Here is a 20,168-nt window from a genome sequence, read left to right as displayed (position 1 = left end):
TTTGTTGACTCGTTCAGAACTGAAATCTCTTAAAGATCCCGTCCCGAACAGGTCCCACACGTTTGCTTGCCTGATTGTTAAAGAGCGTCTCGTCCGAAGCACCGTCTTGCGTTGTTGCCCCGTCGAGGAGTGCGCATTCTAGAGATTTTCCGGGGGGCGTCAACACCTTTTCTGCACCTTTTTCATCAAACGGTCACGTCTTGACCATGAAGTGCAAAAAAACGCCAAACAAGCCCGCTTTCGTCTACTTATTAGCCATGCTGCGCCCATGGAGCAGCCGATACAAGAGCAAAACCAGGGCAACACTGACGAAGATCAGGGTTTCTCCGTAACCCGACTTCTGTACCCAGCTCTGATGCACCAGCCCCAACAACGCCGCCAGAAACACCAGGCGGTGCAATTTCACCCACCGCTGCCCCAGTCGACGACGAGACGTCCGCGTGCTGGTCAGTGCCAGAGGCCAAAGTGCCAACCAGGCCACCATGCCAACAATGATGTAGGGGCGCTTTGTCAGCTCCTCCCCCAAATAGGCAGGATCCCAGCCCAGCAACAGGGTCGCCCAAGCCATAAAGTGCATAGAGACATACGCGAAGGCCCAGAGCCCAAAGGTTCTCCGCCATATCACTAATCCCGGGATCCCGAGCATCTGTGCAGCAGGTCGCATGGCAAGACAGGTCAACAACATGACCAGAGACCACCAACCAAGCAGCTCCACAAGTGTTTCCGCCGGGTCCGGACCTAACCGGCCAGACACTGCAAAGTAAACTATCCCGAAAAGGGGCAGCGCCCCCAAAAGCCAGGCCAGCCAGCTCCATTGCTGTGTTTTCATCAGTAAAACTTACTCAGATCCATGCCCTTATACAGAGAAGCCACCTCCCCATAGCCGTTAAATGGCCGGGTGGGCACCCAATTGGGGTCGAAAAACGAATTGGGAAGTCGCCGCTCACGACTCTGAGACCAGCGCGGATGATCCACTGCCGGGTTCACATTCGCATAGAAACCGTACTCATCCGGGGCCAGCATGTTCCAGGTGGTCGCAGGCATGGTCTCGGTAAATTCTATACGGACAATGGATTTGATCGATTTGAAACCATATTTCCAGGGCACCACCAACCGGAAAGGGGCACCGTTCTGATTGGGCAGGGTTCGCCCGTAAAGCCCTACCGCCATCAGCGTCAGGGGATGCATGGCCTCATCCAGGCGCAACCCTTCCCGGTAAGGCCAATCAATGCCGGTAAAGGGAGAGCGAACACCTGGCATCTGCTTTGGGTCGGCCAGACTGGTGAAGGACACATATTTCGCCTTGCTGGTCGGGCCCAGCTTTTTCAGCAAACTGGCCAGGGGGACTCCCACCCAGGGGATCACCATGGACCACGCCTCCACACAGCGCAGGCGGTAGATGCGCTCCTCCAACTCAAGCCCCTTGAGCAGGTCCTCCAGGGGGTACTCGCCGGGCGTCTCCACCTCACCAGCCACCGTCACGGACCACGGATCTGTTTTCAACGTATGAGCGTTCTCGGCGGGGTCAGTCTTCCCGGTGCCAAACTCATAAAAGTTGTTGTAACCCGTCACATCGCCGTAAGGTGTGAGCGGCTCTGCACTGTCAGGGCCGCCATCTACCGCCCGCGCCACTTGATCCTTGAGCCATAAAGGCCGCGAAGCATCCTCATTCACCGCCTCAACCTCTCTGGCCCAGGCCGGCAACGCACTAAACAAGCCCGCGAGACCTCCCAGCATCATTAACTCTCGGCGCTTGAGATAAACCGATTCGGGAGTAATCTCGTGACTCTTTGGGGCAGAAGGGTCTTTATGGCGGATAATCATGACAGCTCCCTGGCCTGAGTTTCTGGTTAGCCTAACCGAAAAGAGGGGCCCCTTCGTGAAGGCACCCCTCTTCGATGTGAAAGACCGGGCACTGTTACACCCATCAGACTATGTGCCGCCATGAATATGCATCAGGCATGGCAGCTGCAGGCCCATCAGTCCGACACCTCACCTTTCGGGCCTTCCACCAGCCGGGACAACAAACCGCTCGCCAATTCATAGCGATCCGCGGACTCCCAAAGCTGCTGAAAACCTTCAAAACGGAACGCACCGCCCTCCTCAACCAAAGATATTGCCCCTAGCAACGGGTGCCGGGCCTCCTGGTAACTCACGGGCAGATCACTCTTCACCCCTTCCCGCCAAAAGATCGAGAAGTTTCGACAGCGAGCCCCCGCACAGACGGACATTCGATAGTCGCCCGCAGGCAACTCACTGGTGTCAATCTGGCTGACCCCCTCCCGGAGCAGTGCGACCTGCGGCTCCAAAAGGGCACTACCAGATGAAAAGCTGATGTAGTCCGGTGCCGCTTCCTTGCTGTGCACAATAATCAGGACATCCCGACGCTGCAGGACATTCTCGAAAGGCTCGATGTAAAACACATCCAGGCCTTCCCGGCCGCGAGACGCCATGGCCACCGCGCGGACCTCGTCCACGTCGCCCGAATCCGCACCAAGCACAGAAAGCGCCCAATCCAGCACGTTATCGGCAACCGTATCTCCCGTTTCAGCTACCTCCATCCGGAAAGGGCTGTTCTTTGCCGTCACCACTTGCTCACCTCCGGCTACCTGGATCCTGACCAGGGCCTGACCCTGAGCCACAACCTGCTCACCAGGCTGAATCACATCAAACAGCGCCGCCTGACGGGGTGAGTCAGCGATGATAGTGACCTGACCCGGAAGTTCGATATGCGTAATAATCCCCACGGATCCGGACTGCGCTATCCCTTTCAGGGGCAGGGCACAGACGACCAGCGCGGCCAACATCAACGCCATCATTCCTTTCATAAAAACCCCTTCAGTCCCTTGCTGCGAACCCGCTGGAAGCGGTCGTTAGCCTTGAAGAATACGCTCCTTAGCTGCACGGCCAGCACCGGCAAGGCAAAATCTATCCAGACCCCCTGACTGAACGCCAGCAGGCTCACCGGCACGACGATGACGATGATGACCCCGGCGCTCACGAAGGTTGCGGTGTAAGGCGACATCACCAGGAAAAACCAGGACGTGCCAAGCACCAACACAAATTCGATAACCATGATCAGCCACAAGGGCGGCCTCTCCACCTGATCCAGCCCCTGCAAGGCCACAATGCTGTTAGCCAGTATCAGGGACCCCGGCATCGCCCCCAAAGGCGTTTGATGGATATCGCCGGAGTCAGGATGTGTCGCACCAATGATCACGATGGCATCTTGCAGCATTGAGGCAGTGGGCAACGCCTCCGTGGCCAGCAATGAATGCGCAGATACCTGGGTCAGTGCAGGCAGGGATACCCCTTTCCAGGGAACCGGCAAATAACCGTCTTTCGGGGCCGGCGGGAGCGCATAAATAATCCGGTGACGAAGATCGGACTCAGAAAAGTCGATCACCTTGTTGTCATCCAGCACCAGGCTTCCGCCAAAAGCCGGCTCGCCAGAGCAATCCCTGCCCTGTCCGCGAACCAGCGATTTTTCCAGTTGATCGACGGGGTGATCGAAATGCAACAAGACGGAAAGCAGCTGGACCGAAGGCATCAATTTCAGTTTGCCTCCTTCACACCCCGGAACAATCAACTGCCAGTTTCGGATAACTCCGTCACTATCCGGACGAAAAAGGGGGGCCGCCCAGTGCAGGTATTCGCTTTTCGCAATGATGGAATCGAGTTCGGAGTCACGAAACCCGGGAAGGACACTCCCCGACGGTTTGGCCAGGGTCTGCGTCTTCATGAACACCAGATGCGTGCGCTGCGCCTCTCCCTGCGTGTAGCGAACAAGTACGTCCAGTAGAGGCTGCAGATCCGAACGACGACTGAAATCAAAATCCACCACAAGCTGCGCCGGTGCCGCCTGGAGCATCCGCTCTACCAGAGCGGCAATCTTGTCCGCCGGCGTCAACCAGGGCTCTTGCCATTCTGTGTAGGTTTCGGCGTCCACATTGACCATGAACAAGGGCTGTTGCGGGCGTGGTGCCAGAGAAGTATTGGTGACAAGACGAGACAACCAGTCCAGCCCCCTGTTTTGCTGCGCCTTTACGAAAGCCGCATCGGCATTCATCTGGATCCAGATGACAATGGACATACCAATAAAAACATTGATGGAAAACTGCTGCACCCACTGGGGCAAACGCCGAAAACGTTCGCGGGGGCGCCCTAACCAAGCCAATCCTTGCTTGAGTTTTTTATTCATTCCGCCAACCGCCAACAACGCACCCCGCAATTCCCGGAAGAAAAACTGTGCTCAACGATCAGCGCACAGCCCGCTGCCATTTCGAGGGGCGCGGTGTGCTATCAAGTCCGTTTGCGTAATTGCCAGGCACTCATCACCAGCCCGACCACCACATACATCACCGCCACACTCAGCAACACCAGAGGCGGATCCAGGAACACAATGGCGAAGGCGATAATCACGCCCAGCAGTACCTTGAACGGTACCCGGCCGATATGGAACTCCTTGAAGGAGTGGTACTTCACCGAGGAAACCATCAGCAATCCGGCACCGGCCACCATGAGTGCCACCAGCCAGGATACGTCCGCACCTTCGATACCCCGGCTGGCGCCCAGCCAGACCATGGTGGCCACCAGACCTGCACCGGTGGGGCTCGGCAGGCCGATAAAGAAACGCTTGTCCGTGGACTCGGCCTGCACATTGAAACGGGCCAGACGCAGGGCGGCACAGGCCACATAGATGAAGGCTGCGACCCAGCCAAACTTGCCCAGCCCGGACAGCGCCCAGGAATACGCTACCAGACCCGGGGCCACACCAAACGCAACGCAGTCAGACAGGGAATCATACTCTGCGCCAAATTTGCTCTGGGTGTTGGTCAGTCGCGCTACACCACCATCCATGCCGTCGAGAATACCGGCCACGATAATGCCCAGCGCCGCATTTTCGAACATGCCATTCATCGCCGATACAATGGCGTAGAACCCCGCAAAGAGTGCGCCTGTGGTGAACAGGTTAGGCAGCAGGTAAACCCCCTTGTGGCGGGCACCGGTGCGATGCTCGGCTTCCACAACCTCAAAGGTCTCGGGCTGCGCTGTCGTTGTTGTCTTTTCGTTGTCCTGCATGGTGGTCCATCCAAATTGGGTTCGCCTAGTCTAACGCAGAGCCCGCAAACAAAAAACGCGGCCGAAGCCGCGTTTTCTGTGAGCATCACAAAAGCTTAGTTCTTGCTCTTGTCCACGATCTGGTTTGCCTGGATCCACGGCATCATGCCGCGCAGCTTCTCACCCACCTGCTCGATGGGGTGCGCCGCGTTGTTGCGACGGGCCGCGGTCATGGACGGGTAGTTCAGGGCACCTTCGGAGATGAACTGCTTGGCATACTCACCGCTCTGGATACGCTTCAGGGCGTTGCGCATGGCCGCACGGGATTCGTCATTGATCACTTCAGGACCCGTCACGTACTCGCCGTACTCCGCATTGTTGGAGATGGAGTAGTTCATGTTGGCGATGCCGCCTTCGTACATCAGGTCAACGATCAGCTTCAGCTCGTGCAGACACTCGAAGTAGGCCATTTCCGGCGCATAACCCGCTTCTGTCAGGGTTTCAAAACCGGCTTTCACCAGCTCTACGGCGCCGCCACACAGTACCGCCTGCTCACCGAACAGATCGGTTTCGGTCTCGTCCTTGAAGGTGGTTTCGATGATACCGGTACGACCACCACCCACGCCGGAAGCGTAGGACAGGGCCACGTTCTTGGCATTACCAGAGGCGTCCTGGAAGATGGCGATCAGATCAGGGATACCGCCGCCCTTGGTGAACTCGGTGCGAACGGTGTGACCCGGGGCCTTCGGAGCAATCATGATCACGTCCAGATCCGCGCGCGGCACGATCTGGTTGTAGTGGATGGCAAAACCGTGGGCGAAAGCCAGGGTGGCGCCTTTTTTCAGGTTCGGCTCGATTTCCTCACGGTACAGCTGGGACTGGAACTCGTCCGGAGTCAGGATCATCACCACGTCAGCCGCGGCAACCGCAGCCGGTACGTCGCTAACCTTCAGGCCATGAGCTTCGGCCTTGGCGATGGAAGAAGAACCGGCACGCAGGCCCACGGTCACATCAACGCCGGAATCGTTCAGGTTACAGGCGTGGGCGTGGCCCTGGGAGCCGTAACCGATGATGGCCACTTTCTTGCCCTGAATGATGGAGAGGTCGCAATCCTTGTCGTAATACACTTGCATGCTCATAGCTCTGACTCGTTCTGGTAACGGAAAATTCGGTGGCGAGGCGCTCAGCAAGGGCCTCAATCAGGCCAGCCACTCTAGGCTATTCGCCTTGTTGCGTAAAATGATATATTTGAAACATTGCATTCCAATTACCGCAACGCGGCAGCCCTATGGACACCAAACCCCTGCGCCTGTTTCTGACCCTGGCCGACACCCTGCACTTCGGCCGCGCCAGCGCCATGTGCCATGTGAGCCCCTCCACCCTGAGCCGCACGGTACAGCAGCTGGAAGACGAACTGGGCGCCCCGCTGTTTTACAGGGATAACCGCAGCGTCACCCTGACCCGGGAAGGCCAGCGCTTCCAGGAGTACGCCCGTGACACCCTGACGCAATGGGATAATCTACGCCACGCCTTACAGGAAGACCGGCGGGTACTGCAAGGAGAGCTGAGCCTGTACTGCTCGGTAACCGCCAGCTACAGCTTTCTCTATGACATCCTCAGTAGCTTCCGTCACCAGTACCCCCGCATCGAACTCAAACTGCACACTGGCGATCCGGCCCAGGCCGTTCACCGTGTCCAGCAAGGCGAGGAAGACATCGCCATCGGCGCCCGCCCGGATCACCTGCCCGGCAGCATCGCTTTTCGCCCCATCGCACGCTCCCCACTGTTGTTTATCGCTCCCGCCAGCCAGCCACAGCTGGCCGAACGGCTGGGCGGGCATGCAGACCGGACAGCCTGGCAGGACATTCCCATGATTCTTTCCGAGGAAGGTCTGGCCCGGGAGCGCACCGACCGCTGGTTTCGCCAGCTAGGCGTCAAACCCCGGATTTATGCCCAGGTCAGCGGCAACGAAGCCATTGTCAGCATGGTGAGTCTGGGGTTCGGGGTGGGCGTAGTGCCGAAGATCGTGCTGGATAACAGCCCGTTGTCGGCACGGATCCGCCCGCTGGATGTCCAGCCGGCGCTAGCCCCTTACGAGGTGGGATTGTTCACCCAGGAACGGCGCCTTGAAGAACCACTGATCAACGCATTCTGGTCGCAGGTGACAGAATAGTAGCGAGTTTCGATTTTCGCAGATCAAAACACCCCGCCTGAACAGCACAATGGTTTCGCCCTTCGAAACTCGTTACTCGCGGTTCCTGTACCTCGCTGAGGCTCGGATCGCTTGCAGGCAAGCTCCCACAGCAGCCATCTATTCAGAGGTTGAGTTTTGCTGCACTACAACCGCCGCGCGACCACGAAAAAGCCGCTCAAAGAGCGGCTTTTTCGTCTGGCGTTCAGCGTCAGGCGTAAAGCGTACTCACAAGCTCAACACCTTCTCGCCACGGGAAATGCCAGAGACACCGGAACGCACCACTTCCAGCACCTGGGCTTCACCGATGGCGCCAATGAAGGCATCCAGCTTGTCGGTGGCGCCGGTGAGCTGAATGGTATACACCGTGCTGGTCACATCCACGATCTGACCGCGGAAGATATCCACGCTGCGCTTGACCTCGGCACGCTGGGCGCCCGTGGCCTTCACCTTGATGAGCATCAGCTCACGCTCGATGTGGGCCCCTTCGGTGAGATCCACCAGCTTGACCACCTCGATCAGCTTGTTGAGGTGCTTGGTGATCTGCTCGATCTTCAGGTCATCCCCATAGGTGGTCAGGGTCAGGCGTGACAGGGTGGTGTCCTCCGTGGGCGCCACCGACAGAGAGTCAATATTGTAACCCCGCTGGGAGAACAGACCGATTACCCGGCTCAGTGCGCCCGGCTCGTTTTCCATGAGAATAGAAATAATTCGACGCATCAGGTCCGCTCCGTCTTGCTCAGCCACATATCGCGCATGGAACCATCTGCAATCTGCATCGGGTACACGTGCTCGGTGGGGTCAACATAGATATCCATGAATACCAGACGATCCTTCAGGGCAAAGGCTTCGTCCATGGCCCCTTCCAGATCCTCGAACCTGGTAATCTTCATGCCCACATGGCCATAGGCTTCGGCTAGCGCCACGAAATCCGGCAGGGATTCCATGTATGACTGGCTGTGGCGGCCACCGTACTGCATGTCCTGCCACTGGCGCACCATGCCCAAGGCCTGGTTGTTGATATTGATGATCTTCACCGGCAGACCATACTGCAGGCAGGTAGACAGCTCCTGGATGTTCATCTGGATGGAGCCTTCACCGGTCACACAGGCAACGGTAGCGTCCGGGAACGCAAACTGTACGCCCATGGCTGCCGGCAGTCCGAAGCCCATGGTGCCGAGGCCACCGGAGTTGATCCAGCGGCGCGGCTTGTCGTACTGGTAGTACTGAGCGGCGAACATCTGGTGCTGCCCCACGTCAGAAGTCACATAGGCGTCGCCTTTGGTGGCCTTGTAGAGGGCTTGCACCACCTGCTGGGGCTTCATGGGACCATCTTCGTTGGTCTCGAAACGCATGCCGTGAATCTTGCGCCAGCCAGCAATCTCTTCCCACCAGCGCTCCAGCGCCTTCTGATCCGGCTCGCCGCCATGCTCATCCAGCGCCACCAGCATCTCTTCGAGCACCTGGTCAACCGGTCCCACGATGGGGATATGCGCCATGATGTTCTTGGAAATGGTCGCCGGATCGATATCGATGTGGATGATCTTGGCGCCCGGGCAGAATTTCTTCACGTTGTTGGTCACACGGTCATCAAGACGCGCACCCACCGCCAGAATCACATCGGAATTGTGCATGGTCATGTTGGCTTCGTAGGTGCCATGCATGCCCAGCATCCCCACATTCTGTGGGTCGGTGCCCGGGAAGCCGCCCAAGCCCATGAGGGTGTTGGTCACCGGGAAGTTGAGACGGTGCGCCAGCTTGGTGAGCAGCTCGCTACCCTCGCCCTGCACCACACCGCCACCGGCATAGATCACCGGACGCTTGGCCTTCATCAGCTCTTCCACCGCCTTGCGGATCTGACCGGAATGACCACGGCTGACCGGCGCGTAGGAGCGCATCTTCACTTTCTTAGGGTATTCGTAGGGGTGCTTCACGTTCGGCGCGGTCTGATCCTTGGGGATATCGACCAGAACCGGCCCAGGACGCCCCGTGGTGGCAATGTAGAACGCCTTTTTCATGATCTCCGGGATGTCCTTGGCGTCGCGGACCATGAAGCTGTGCTTCACCACCGGGCGGGACACGCCGATCATGTCGGTTTCCTGGAAGGCATCATCCCCGATCCAGTCGGAACGTACCTGGCCAGACAGCACCACCATGGGAATGGAGTCCATGAAGGCAGTAGCCAGACCGGTAATGGCGTTGGTGGCCCCCGGGCCGGAGGTCACCATCACCACACCCGGTTTGCCGGTGGCGCGGGCATAGCCGTCAGCCGCGTGGGTGGCAGCCTGCTCGTGGCGCACCAGAATATGGTTGACGCTCTCCTGCTGGAACAGCGCGTCATAAATGTGCAGTACAGATCCACCGGGATACCCGAAGATGTACTCCACGCCCTCGTCTTGCAACGCACGGACCACCATTTCCGCGCCGGATAACATTTCCACGGTTGCTACCTCAAAATCAGAATGCATGAGCCAACTGCTGGCATATACGAGCAGCGGGACGATGTTGCTTGTGCTGGAGACCTGCAACGAGAACACCGCATTTGGGCATTCTTGAGTCCTGTCAGAGGTGGCCGACACAGACGCAGGCAGAGAGGTATCAGGAGGCTCTTAAAAACGAAGAGGGAAAAACAAAGAGAATCATCCCACTTGTCGTTCAGAAACCTCCGGAGGCTCCCACAGCGGGACGAGAGTGCAGTGATACTGCTGACCGGACATCGCGGTAACGATGCCCCGGGTCCCGGCCACACAATCGCCGGTAAGCGAATGAGGGTCCCGATCTCCGGAAAAACCTGATTTTGTCAGAAATGTGCGATAAATCAAAGCCCTTTGTCGGCTTTGACTTGCAGAAAAACCCTCTCTCCCGTCATGCTAAAGTCTGACCTTGAACTCTTACCGAACAAGAAGACTGACACCATGAGCCGATTCAGCCTGTTCCTGAGCCTTGCCCTGCTTGCTTTAGCCTCTCCCGGCATGGCCGAGAAGTTCTACAAGTGGGTGGATGAAAACGGGGTTACCCACTATGGCACCCAAGCCCCAAATGGCACCCAGGCCAGCGAGATTAATACCCGCACCAATGCCAGCTCCAGTCAGGGTGACGCCATTGAGGCCCTGAATGCCCGCCGTCAGGCCGAAGCCCGCAAACGAGAAAAAACCGAGCAGGCAGCAACCGAATCCAAACGTGCAGCGGAAAACCCGACCGAGGTGACCAAGGAGCGCTGCGAAGAGCACAAAAAGAATCTGGAAACCCTTCAGAACAGCCCCGTGGTGCGCACCGAAAATCCGGATACCGGAAAACTGGAAGTCATCGACCAGGAAAGGCGGGAGAAGATGATCGAAGAGGCCCGCGAGGCACTGGAACTGTGTGATTAACACGAACTGTACCGTCGCAGCCCAACCAAAAAAGCCGCTCAGTTAAGCGGCTTTTTGGTGGGGGAGGGTTTACCGGTTGAACCGGAAACCCTCACCTTCCACATCCACTTTGATCACATCGCCCTGCCCAAACTCACCTTTCAGCAAGGACTGCGCCAGAGGATTCTCCAGCTGCTGCTGGATTGCCCGTTTCAGGGGACGAGCACCGTAGACCGGATCGAAGCCCGCTTCCACCAGCTTGCCCAGGGCGGCATCGCTAATCTCCAGACGGATATCCCGCTCGGCCAACCTTTTTTGCAGGAAGCCAAGCTGAATGGAGGCAATACCCTTGAGCTGATCCTTCTCCAGGGGATGGAAAACCACTGTTTCGTCAACACGATTGATGAATTCCGGACGGAAGTGATTACCTACCACTTCCATCACTGCCGACTTCATGGCCTCGTAATTGCCGTCACCTGCCAGCGTCTGGATCAGATCCGAGCCCAGGTTGGAGGTCATCACCACCACGGTATTGCGGAAATCCACGGTGCGACCCTGACCGTCCGTGAGGCGGCCGTCATCCAGCACCTGTAGCAGAATGTTGAACACATCCGGATGGGCCTTTTCCACCTCATCCAGCAGCACCACCGAGTAGGGTTTGCGCCGCACCGCTTCCGTCAGGTAGCCGCCTTCTTCATATCCCACGTAACCTGGAGGCGCCCCCACCAGCCGCGCCACGGAGTGCTTCTCCATGAACTCGGACATATCAATGCGTACCATGGCCTCTTCGGTGTCAAACAGGAAGTTGGCCAGCGCCTTGCACAGTTCGGTCTTGCCCACACCAGTGGGACCGAGGAACAGGAAGCTCCCATTGGGTCGATTGGGGTCAGACAGGCCGGCCCGGGAACGACGCACCGCATTGGACACCGCTTCCACCGCCTCATTCTGGCCAACCACTCGGCCATGCAGCGCCTCTTCCATGCGAAGCAGCTTGTCCTTTTCGCCTTCCAGCATTTTCGATACCGGAATACCGGTCCACTTGGACACCACTTCGGCAATTTCTTCCTCGGTAACCTTGTTTCGCAGCAGCTGGGTTTCCGCCTGCACCTGCGCTTCCTGATCCTGGGCCTGCTGGACTTTTTTCTCCAGCTCAGGAATCAGGCCATACTGCAGTTCGGACATCTTGTTAAGATCACCGGCGCGTCGGGCCTGCTCCATTTCCACCCGAGCCTGTTCCAGTTCCGCCTTGTATTCGGCGGCACCCTGCAGGGCGGCCTTTTCCGCCTGCCAGATTTCATCCAGGTCGGCGTATTCTTTTTCCAGCTCACCGATCTCCTCTTCCAGCTTGTCGAGGCGCTTTTTGCTGGCGTCGTCATCTTCCTTGCGCAGCGCTTCGCGCTCCATTTTGAGCTGGATAAGGCGGCGGTCCAGACGGTCCATTTCTTCCGGCATGGAATCAATTTCCATGCGGATACGGCTACCCGCTTCATCAATCAGGTCGATGGCCTTATCCGGCAACTGGCGATCGGTGATATAGCGATGGCTGAGCCGCGCCGCCTCGACAATGGCGCTATCAGTGATGTCCACACCATGGTGAACCTCGTAACGCTCTTTCAGACCACGCAAGATAGCGATGGTGTCTTCCACCGTCGGCTCATCCACCAGCACCTTCTGGAAACGGCGCTCCAGCGCGGCATCCTTTTCGATGTACTGGCGGTACTCGTCCAGCGTGGTGGCGCCCACGCAATGCAGCTCACCCCGGGCCAGGGCCGGCTTGAGCATGTTGCCCGCATCCATGGCGCCATCGCCTTTACCGGCACCAACCATGGTGTGCAATTCATCGATAAACAGGATGATGCGCCCCTCCTGTTTGGCCAGTTCGTTAAGGACGGCCTTGAGACGCTCCTCGAACTCACCACGGTATTTGGCGCCGGCGATCAAGGCGGCCATATCCAGCGACAGCACCAACTTGTCTTTCAGCCCTTCCGGCACTTCGCCGTTAACGATGCGCTGGGCCAGCCCTTCCACGATGGCGGTCTTGCCGACACCGGGCTCACCGATCAACACAGGGTTATTCTTGGTGCGGCGCTGCAACACCTGAATAGTGCGGCGAATTTCATCGTCACGACCAATTACCGGATCCAGCTTGCCGGCCTCAGCACGTTCTGTGAGGTTGACGGTGTACTTGTCCAGCGCTTCGCGCTTGTCTTCCGCATTGGGATCATTCACCGTTTCGCCTCCCCGCACCTGGGCTATCTTTTCCGCCAGCACCTTCTTGGTGACGCCAGCATTCTTGAGAATCTTGCCCAACTCGCCGTTATCGTCGCAGGCAGCCAGCAACACCACTTCCGATGACAGATACTGATCGCCATTCTGCTGGGCTTCGCGATCCGCAAGATTCAGCAATCGGCCAGTCCCCTGGCCCATCTGCACATCGCCATTGAAATTGCTCACCGTGGGCAGCTTGTCCACGGCCATGTTCAGCGCGGTAATCACATCGGCAGGATTGGCGCCGGTCTTCTCCACCAGCGGCCTGGCCACACCCCCCTGCTGCTGCATCAACGCCAGCATCAGATGCACAGGCTCAATGGTGCTGTTGCCCTGCCCCACGGCCAGGGACTGCGCATCCGACAGGGCCTCCTGAAGACGCGCGGTTAGTTTATCCATTCGCATTATTTGGCTCTCCTTTGTCCGGCGGAAATCCACCCGGACACTCCCTGACGGCAAGCGGCCGGTGATCACCGGTAATCAATCAACTGATCCTAAGATGGGTCCGATTGGGCCAAGTTCAAGAGTATGTGAAGAAAGAGGCAGGATTTATTGCGGTGGATCAAGAAATGCGACTATCCGGGGAGATCGCTGCAAGGACGCAAAGTCTGACTACGAATCAAGCCAGATCAGGGAAGCGAAACGCCCGGTCTCCCCTTCCTTGCGATAGGAATAAAACCTTTCCAGATCACAGGCAGTACAGAGTTCGCCACCCTGCACATCATCAACGCCAAGGCTGGCAAGCTCGATCATGGCAGCATGGACCACAGAGAAACGCCAATGGTGGGGCGTCGCGTCTTCCTGAAAGGCCGGCTTGAAGGCCGGATTGCCAGCGGTGAAGGCCCGGTAAACCTCGTCACCAACCTGATAGCACTGACCGCAGATGGCAGGGCCAAGCCAGGCACTCACCAGTTCGCCATTGGGCGCAATTTTCTGCACTCCCTCGGCAACTATCCCAGCCTGCAAGCCACGCCAGCCGGCGTGCACCGCCGCCACCGCAGAGCCGTCCTGACGCGCCAACAATACCGGCAGACAATCCGCGGTGAGCACCACACAGGGCCAACGCAGCTGGTCCGTCCAGACGCCATCAGCCTCGTTGCCCTGATCATCCGCCCGGATCACCCGCTTGCCGTGAACCTGCCACAGCCAAGCCGCCGGATGGTCCGCCTGGAGCAGTTTCTCCACATGATGGCGCGCCTGTTCCACCCGACCAGGTTGATCACCACAGTTCAGGCCAAGATTGAAGCCGTCCCAGGGTTTGGGGGAGAGACTACCCACACGGGTCGTCACTGCCACCCTCACCGCCGGGTGCGGGTGCCAATGAGGCCAGAGCCAGTCTGAACGCTCGGGGAGAGTCATGGGGTTCTCCTGGTTACTCATGAAGGGCAACGTTGCAGCGAGCTTCTGCCTTTTTGAGCCTGAAAACAACTTCATGGGGCGCCGACGACACCGGCATCGTAACCTGATCGCCGGATATCACCGGAGCGCCAATCGCAGCAGAAGACATGACCGTGACCGAATCAATTTCATGCCGGATATCCATCAGGGCTACTGTCTGTGCGCCGATCAATTGCTTGCAGCGGCGAGCCAGATATTCATCCAGCACAGTCCATCGGGTTGCATGATCAGCAACATAACTGACCTTGTAGCCAGCGCCATCGATCTGCGCTTCCTGATAGCCCTTCACGCCATCCCAGGCATGGTAGTTGCTGATACAGCCGGATAGCAGCAACGATAGAACAGGTGCTGCCAATTTTCCCTTTATCGCACGAATTATCATTCTTCTTCCTTGAAAAGAGGCGTTACTCTGACCTCGCGTCGTCTTCCAGCACCTTGATCAGACCCTGCATGTCGCTGGGCAACGGCGCCTCGAACTCGCAATACTCCCCGCTGGCCGGATGAATCAAGCCCAGTTTGCGGGCGTGCAGCGCCTGGCGAGGGAAACGACGCAGGGCCTGACGCAGTTCTTCCGTGGCCCCGGCCGGAAACTTGAGGCGGCCACCATAAAGCGGATCACCGACCAACGGGTAGTTGCGGTGGGCCATGTGGACACGAATCTGGTGGGTACGCCCGGTTTCCAGCTTGACCTGAATGCGGGTATGGGCGCGGTAGCGGTCCAGCACCCGATAGTGGGTAACCGCTTCCTTACCGCCTTCCTTAACCACAGCCTGTTTTTTCCGGTCTACTGGATGGCGACCAATAGGCGCATCTACCTTGCCACCACCGGTCATTACGCCGACCGCTATCGCTTCATACTGGCGGAACAGGCTCTTGTCCTGCAGCTGGGACACCAGACTGGTGTGCGCCTCCAGCGACCGCGCCACCACCATCAGGCCGGTGGTATCCCGATCCAGGCGATGGACAATGCCGGCGCGGGGCAGGCTGTTTAGTCGCTCATCATGGTGCAGCAAGCCGTTCAGCAGGGTGCCGTCCGCATGACCCGCTGCCGGGTGCACCACCAGACCGGTGGGCTTGTTGATGACGATCAGATCCTCATCTTCATACACCACGTCCAGCTCAATGGCCTGCGCCTGATCTTCGATTTCCGGCTCGATTACCACCTCAAGGCTGAGGAATTCATTGCCCGTAAGTTTTTCCTTGGGCTTGGCTTTCTTGCCGTTGACGGTGAGCACACCATCCTTGATCCAGCCCTGCAGACGAGAGCGGGAAAATCCATCAAACAGCTCCGCGGCAGCCTGATCCACTCGCTGCCCGGCCTGTTCCGCCCGTACCTGCTCGGTACGTTGAATTTTCTCGCCGCCAAGATGTCCCATAATCCAACCTGTGTTTAAATGTCGCACGACTTTAGTAACGCGCCATTGTAACCCGTCCGACGAGGAAAGAATGCCACGCATTTTCTGGCCAGTACTGGCCCTGATGCTGATAGCCGGTTGCGCCAGCAACAAGGACGCCCCGGAGCTCACTGAAGCAGCCCAGTATCGCGAAGCTTACGACTCCATTGAGTCCAGGAATTATCTCACGGCCATTGACCAGCTCAAGGAGCTGGAGGTCCGCTTCCCCTATGGGGATTACGCGGAACAATCCGGGCTGGACCTGATCTACGCCAATTACATGGCCGTGGACTACCCGGCTACCGTAGTGGCAGCCCAGCGCTTCATGCGCAACTATCCCGCCCATCCGCGCATGGATTACGCGCTCTACATGCGCGGCCTGGCCAACTTCAACATGGAGAAGGGGCTGTTCGATAACATGGTCAGCTCTGACCGCTCCGCCAGGGACATGGATGCTGCCAAGGATGCCTTCCGTGATTTCGAGCGCCTGGTGACACGCTTCCCGGACAGCGAGTACGCCCCCGACGCCCGTTCGCGGATGGTCCATATCCGTAATCAGCTGGCTCGTCAGGAGCTGCACGTGGCACGCTACTATGCCCGTCGTGGTGCCATCGTTGCTTCCGTCAACCGGGCCCAGTACGTGGTCAAGCACTACCAGCGCACCCCGGCCGTGGAAGAAGCCCTGGCGATCATGGTGAAAAGCTATGAACGACTCGAATACCCGGAACTGGCCGAAAAAAGCCGCGCGGTGCTGGCACTGAACTACCCGGAAAGCAAGTATCTTGATAAGGAAAAGCAGGTGGACCTGGCCTGGTGGCCGGATGAGGACAACGGCATTCTCAGCCTGCTGACCTTCGACTTGCTTTAACGCTAGAAGCTACAAGCTACAAGCTACAAGCTACAAGCTACGAAAAAGGGTGGCTCCGACCAACATTCGGCGCCACCCTTTTGATCCTGCTTTTAAGTTTGATCTTGCTTGCGTCTTGCAGCGACCTTTAGTCCCCCGGCCGCCAGCCATTAGTAATCGGATAGCGGCGATCCTTGCCGAAGGCGCGGCGGCTGACCCGTGGCCCCACCGCCGCCTGGCGACGTTTGTATTCATTGCGGTCGGTGAGCTTGACCACCCGATAGACGGTGTCGCGCTCAAAACCATCCCGGATCACCGCTTCCGCACTCATGTCCTGCTCCACATAGCGCATCAGAATCGCATCCAGCTCGTCATAGTCCGGCAGGGAGTCGCTATCCACTTGATCCGGGGCCAGTTCCGCGGACGGCGGACGGGTGATAACCCGCTCGGGAATGATTTCCGAACCGGCCTGCTGATTTCGCCACCAGGCCAGGCGAAACACCATGGTCTTGAACACATCCTTTAGCACCGAGAAGCCCCCTGCCATGTCGCCGTAAAGCGTGGCATAGCCCACCGCCATCTCGCTCTTGTTGCCAGTGGTCAGCACCACGGAGCCAGTCTTGTTGGACAGGGCCATCAGCAGCACACCACGACAGCGGGCCTGCAAGTTTTCTTCGGTGGTATCAGCGGGCAGGCCCTCAAACGCATCGCTGAGAATATCCATAAACCCAGTGAATGCTGGCTCAATGGGCAGCACCCGGTAATTGACCCGCAGGGTGCGAGCCTGCTTTTCCGCATCCTCCAGACTGATTGCCGAGGTATAACGGAACGGCATCATCACCGCTTCCACCCGTTCCGGGCCCAGCGCATCCACGGCGACAGCCAGGGTGAGAGCCGAATCGATCCCGCCTGACAAGCCAAGCAAGGCGCCCTTGAACCCGTTCTTGTTTACATAGTCCCGGGTAGCCAGAACCAGAGCCTGATAGATACCCTGTTCCACCCCGGGCAACGGCAAGACTTCACCCACCGGATCACAACTGCCGTCCAGACACTGCAAATCCACCGGAATCAGCGCTTCATTGAAGCTGGCCCCTTGCACACAAGGTTCCCCCCGGGAGTTGCAGACAAAGGACGCGCCATCGAAAACCAGTTCGTCCTGACCGCCTACCAAGTTGCAATACAGAATCGACATTCCGGTTTCACGACTGCGCGCCTGCACCTGCTCAAGACGCTCGGCAACCTTGTTTACCCGGAATGGCGATGCATTCAGGTTAAGCACAACATTGGCGCCCGCCTGCTGGAGCTGGCTGGCCGGCTCGCTGTGCCAGATGTCTTCACAAATGGTGATCCCAAACGTCCAGCCTTCGAGCTCGAAGGTGCATGGGCCATCGCCAGGCTGGAAATAGCGCTTTTCATCAAACACCCGATAGTTGGGCAGGCACTGCTTGAAGTACTCATGGCGAGGCTGATGCTCTCCGGGGAACAATACACCCGCCGCATTGCGACGCAGGCCATTGCGAACGGCCGGATATCCCAGCACCACCGGAACACTGATGGCTGCACCGATTTCAGCCAGGGCCGCATCCACACGGCTGTTCAGACTGGGGCGCAACAGCAGATCCTCTGGCGGGTAGCCGGTCAGCATCAGCTCCGGGAAGACCACCAGTTCGGCACCCAGCAACCGTCTCGCTTCATCCGCCGCTGCGATAACCCGCTGGGCGTTTCCCTCGATGTCTCCCACCAGCGCATTCTGCTGGGCCATGATAATTCGCATCTCGACCGGCCTTTCATGAAATGAGCGCTGATTGTACTCTTTAGTCCGCGATCCATGAATGCATCAGGATGCACAAAACAGGGAGAAAACAATGGGGCTCATTCGTCTGCTGATCATTGCAGCACTGATTTACATCGCCTGGCGGGTGGTGAAGAACCTGCTTTCCTCGCCCCGGCAGGCTGACAGACCCGCCCCGAAGCAGCAGAACGAACTGATGCGCAAATGTGCCCAGTGCGGCGTGCACGTGCCCGATCACGAAGCCTTCAGTCATAACGGCAAGCATTTCTGCAGCCAGGAACACCAACGTCTGTATCTGGAGCATCATGAGTAGCAGCCAGGGCTGGACACCGGCCCGCATCTATAACGTCTATCGAATAGCCATTGCCTGCGCCCTGCTGTTCCTGCACTTTGCGCCTGATGCCCCATTGATTGGCAAACACTCTCCGGATCTGTTCCAGACAGCGCTGTTTGTGTATCTGGGCCTGACACTGGCCTCCACCACCCTGGATTTTCGTCGTCACCGCCGGGCATTTCCGGGATGGGCTCAGCCCACCGCCCTGATTAGCGATCTGATCATGCTGACCCTGGTGGTACATGCCAATGGCGGGCTTGAAGGGGGGCTGGCCGTGCTGCTCCTGGTGACGGTGGCAGCGGGCAATATCCTGCTACGTGGGCGTCTGGGCTTTCTTATTGCTGCCCTGGCCACGCTGTCAGCCATGTTTGAGCAGTTTTATTTCTCCATTCAGGAACAGTTCGACTCGCCGTTTCTTCTCACCGAATCGGGATTGCTGGGCATTGCCTTCTTCATGGTGTCTCTGATCATCCAGCAAATTGCCCAACGCCTTGAACACAGTGAACAGATTGCGCGCCGACAGCGTGTTGCCATCGAGCGACTGGAGGCGCTAAATCAACAGATTGTTCAGCGTATGCGCACCGGGGTAATGGTGTTCGATGACCAGAACCAGATCCTCATGTCCAACCAATCCGCCAACAACCTGTTCGATGCCCCCATGCTGGGCAAGCGCTTGCCGCAGGGTTTGATCAGCCGCCATGAGCGCTGGCTGGACAACCCCATGCTGCCGCTGGCGATCCTGAAGGTCTCGGAACAAAGCCCCAATCTGAGCCCGCGTTTCGCCAAACTCGATACCGGCCACGAAAATCTCACCCTGCTCTTTCTTGAAGACACCTCACGAGTGGCCCAGGAAGCCCAGCAGCTGAACCTGGCCTCTCTGGGACGACTGTCAGCTACCCTCGCTCATGAGATTCGCAACCCGCTGAGTGCCATCAACCACGCCACCGACCTTTTACTGGACGGGGAACCCTCCGAGGAAGACCAGCACCTGCTTTCCATCATTCGCAATCATGTCACCCGCGTGAATGGCATCATTCACGATGTGCTGGACCTGTCCCGACGGGGCAAAGGCAATGCTGAGCGGTTTGTACTTTCTTCGGTGCTACATCCCGTGCGAGACAACTGGAACATGAAAAGCGACAACACGCCCATTGAGCTGACCTGTGGCCAGGATGTAGAGGTACGCTTTGACCCAAACCAGCTGACGCGGATACTGGACAATCTGATCGCCAATGCTCTCAGGCATGGCGGTGAAGGCATAAAAGTTTCTCTTAGTTGCGGCAACCATGACCGGACCGGGCTACCCTGGCTGCGCATACGTGACAATGGCAAAGGCATCAGTGAAGAAGCCGCTCGACACCTGTTCGAGCCCTTCTATACCACTGCCCCCGATGGTAATGGGCTGGGCCTCTACCTGTGCCGAGAGCTGTGTCAGGCCAACCAGGCCACACTGGATCTGGAAGACACCGGGACAGGCGCCAGCTTTGTGATAACCTTTGCCCACCCGCACCGGCAATTTCAATAACAGAGTTT

Annotated in this window: 18 protein-coding genes; 5 read left to right on the top strand and 13 right to left on the bottom strand. The window is 58.1% G+C overall.

Going from position 1 to position 20,168, the window contains the following annotated elements; genetic code table 11:
• Positions 1 to 244: 244 nt before the first annotated feature.
• The 6 genes from GQF00_RS00590 to ilvC form a co-directional block, all read right to left on the bottom strand.
• Entirely contained in the window at positions 245 to 829 is a 585-nt protein-coding gene (locus tag GQF00_RS00590; protein ID WP_161317010.1) for a sulfite oxidase heme-binding subunit YedZ, read from the bottom strand.
• On the bottom strand, positions 829 to 1,824 hold the full coding sequence (gene msrP / locus GQF00_RS00585) for a protein-methionine-sulfoxide reductase catalytic subunit MsrP (RefSeq protein WP_161317008.1): 996 nt from the start codon (positions 1,822 to 1,824) through the stop codon (positions 829 to 831). The genes GQF00_RS00590 and msrP overlap by 1 nt, the downstream gene beginning before the upstream one ends.
• Positions 1,825 to 1,979: 155 nt before the next feature.
• Positions 1,980 to 2,828, bottom strand: a complete 849-nt coding sequence (locus tag GQF00_RS00580) for a hypothetical protein (protein ID WP_161317006.1) — start codon at positions 2,826 to 2,828, stop codon at positions 1,980 to 1,982.
• A complete protein-coding gene (locus GQF00_RS00575; RefSeq protein ID WP_161317004.1) occupies positions 2,825 to 4,201 on the bottom strand; it encodes a CHASE2 domain-containing protein in 1,377 nt (458 codons plus the stop codon). Before GQF00_RS00575 ends, GQF00_RS00580 begins: the two co-directional genes overlap by 4 nt.
• A gap of 101 nt (positions 4,202 to 4,302) precedes the next feature.
• Positions 4,303 to 5,082, bottom strand: coding sequence for a CDP-diacylglycerol--serine O-phosphatidyltransferase (gene pssA / locus GQF00_RS00570; RefSeq protein WP_161317002.1), 780 nt, complete (start codon positions 5,080 to 5,082; stop codon positions 4,303 to 4,305).
• Between the two features lie 95 nt (positions 5,083 to 5,177).
• A complete protein-coding gene (gene ilvC / locus GQF00_RS00565) occupies positions 5,178 to 6,194 on the bottom strand; it encodes a ketol-acid reductoisomerase (RefSeq protein ID WP_161317022.1) in 1,017 nt (338 codons plus the stop codon).
• Positions 6,195 to 6,349: 155 nt separating this feature from the next.
• Between ilvC and ilvY the strand changes: the two genes are divergently transcribed.
• Entirely contained in the window at positions 6,350 to 7,234 is an 885-nt protein-coding gene (gene ilvY / locus GQF00_RS00560) for an HTH-type transcriptional activator IlvY (protein ID WP_161317000.1), read from the top strand.
• A 246-nt stretch (positions 7,235 to 7,480) separates the two neighbouring features.
• Here the strand turns inward: ilvY and ilvN are convergent, their stop codons facing one another.
• Entirely contained in the window at positions 7,481 to 7,972 is a 492-nt protein-coding gene (gene ilvN / locus GQF00_RS00555; RefSeq protein WP_161316998.1) for an acetolactate synthase small subunit, read from the bottom strand.
• On the bottom strand, positions 7,972 to 9,693 hold the full coding sequence (locus GQF00_RS00550) for an acetolactate synthase 3 large subunit (protein ID WP_161317020.1): 1,722 nt from the start codon (positions 9,691 to 9,693) through the stop codon (positions 7,972 to 7,974). Before GQF00_RS00550 ends, ilvN begins: the two co-directional genes overlap by 1 nt.
• Before the next feature lie 474 nt (positions 9,694 to 10,167).
• Between GQF00_RS00550 and GQF00_RS00545 the strand changes: the two genes are divergently transcribed.
• Positions 10,168 to 10,623 carry a DUF4124 domain-containing protein gene (locus GQF00_RS00545; protein WP_161316996.1) on the top strand — a complete coding sequence of 152 codons (456 nt, stop codon included), beginning with the start codon at positions 10,168 to 10,170 and terminating at the stop codon, positions 10,621 to 10,623.
• Between the two features lie 69 nt (positions 10,624 to 10,692).
• Here the strand turns inward: GQF00_RS00545 and clpB are convergent, their stop codons facing one another.
• From clpB to rluD, 4 genes are all read right to left on the bottom strand, one after another.
• Complete coding sequence (gene clpB, locus GQF00_RS00540; protein WP_161316994.1) at positions 10,693 to 13,275, bottom strand: ATP-dependent chaperone ClpB; 2,583 nt, start codon at positions 13,273 to 13,275, stop codon at positions 10,693 to 10,695.
• Positions 13,276 to 13,482: 207 nt separating this feature from the next.
• The gene (gene pgeF, locus GQF00_RS00535) at positions 13,483 to 14,229 is read right to left on the bottom strand and encodes a peptidoglycan editing factor PgeF (protein ID WP_161316992.1); all 747 of its coding nucleotides are present in this window, start codon (positions 14,227 to 14,229) and stop codon (positions 13,483 to 13,485) included.
• A 13-nt stretch (positions 14,230 to 14,242) separates the two neighbouring features.
• Positions 14,243 to 14,650: a hypothetical protein gene (locus GQF00_RS00530; RefSeq protein ID WP_161316990.1), complete on the bottom strand. Its 408-nt coding sequence runs from the start codon at positions 14,648 to 14,650 to the stop codon at positions 14,243 to 14,245.
• 22 nt (positions 14,651 to 14,672) lie between these two features.
• The gene (rluD, locus tag GQF00_RS00525; RefSeq protein WP_161316988.1) at positions 14,673 to 15,644 is read right to left on the bottom strand and encodes a 23S rRNA pseudouridine(1911/1915/1917) synthase RluD; all 972 of its coding nucleotides are present in this window, start codon (positions 15,642 to 15,644) and stop codon (positions 14,673 to 14,675) included.
• A 70-nt stretch (positions 15,645 to 15,714) separates the two neighbouring features.
• Between rluD and GQF00_RS00520 the strand changes: the two genes are divergently transcribed.
• Positions 15,715 to 16,530, top strand: coding sequence for an outer membrane protein assembly factor BamD (locus GQF00_RS00520; protein WP_161316986.1), 816 nt, complete (start codon positions 15,715 to 15,717; stop codon positions 16,528 to 16,530).
• 127 nt (positions 16,531 to 16,657) lie between these two features.
• On the opposite strand, the gene GQF00_RS00515 is transcribed toward GQF00_RS00520, so the two are convergent.
• Entirely contained in the window at positions 16,658 to 18,283 is a 1,626-nt protein-coding gene (locus GQF00_RS00515) for an NAD+ synthase (RefSeq protein ID WP_161316984.1), read from the bottom strand.
• A gap of 91 nt (positions 18,284 to 18,374) precedes the next feature.
• On the opposite strand from GQF00_RS00515, the gene GQF00_RS00510 reads away from it, so the two are divergent.
• Positions 18,375 to 18,614, top strand: coding sequence for a PP0621 family protein (locus GQF00_RS00510; RefSeq protein WP_161316982.1), 240 nt, complete (start codon positions 18,375 to 18,377; stop codon positions 18,612 to 18,614).
• The gene (locus tag GQF00_RS00505; protein ID WP_161316980.1) at positions 18,607 to 20,160 is read left to right on the top strand and encodes a PAS domain-containing sensor histidine kinase; all 1,554 of its coding nucleotides are present in this window, start codon (positions 18,607 to 18,609) and stop codon (positions 20,158 to 20,160) included. The genes GQF00_RS00510 and GQF00_RS00505 overlap by 8 nt, the downstream gene beginning before the upstream one ends.
• Positions 20,161 to 20,168: the final 8 nt, after the last annotated feature.

The organism is Alcanivorax sp. DP30, assembly GCF_009882945.1.
Classification (GTDB): Bacteria; Pseudomonadota; Gammaproteobacteria; order Pseudomonadales; family Alcanivoracaceae; genus Alcanivorax.
This window is presented reverse-complemented; position numbering and strand designations above follow the sequence as displayed.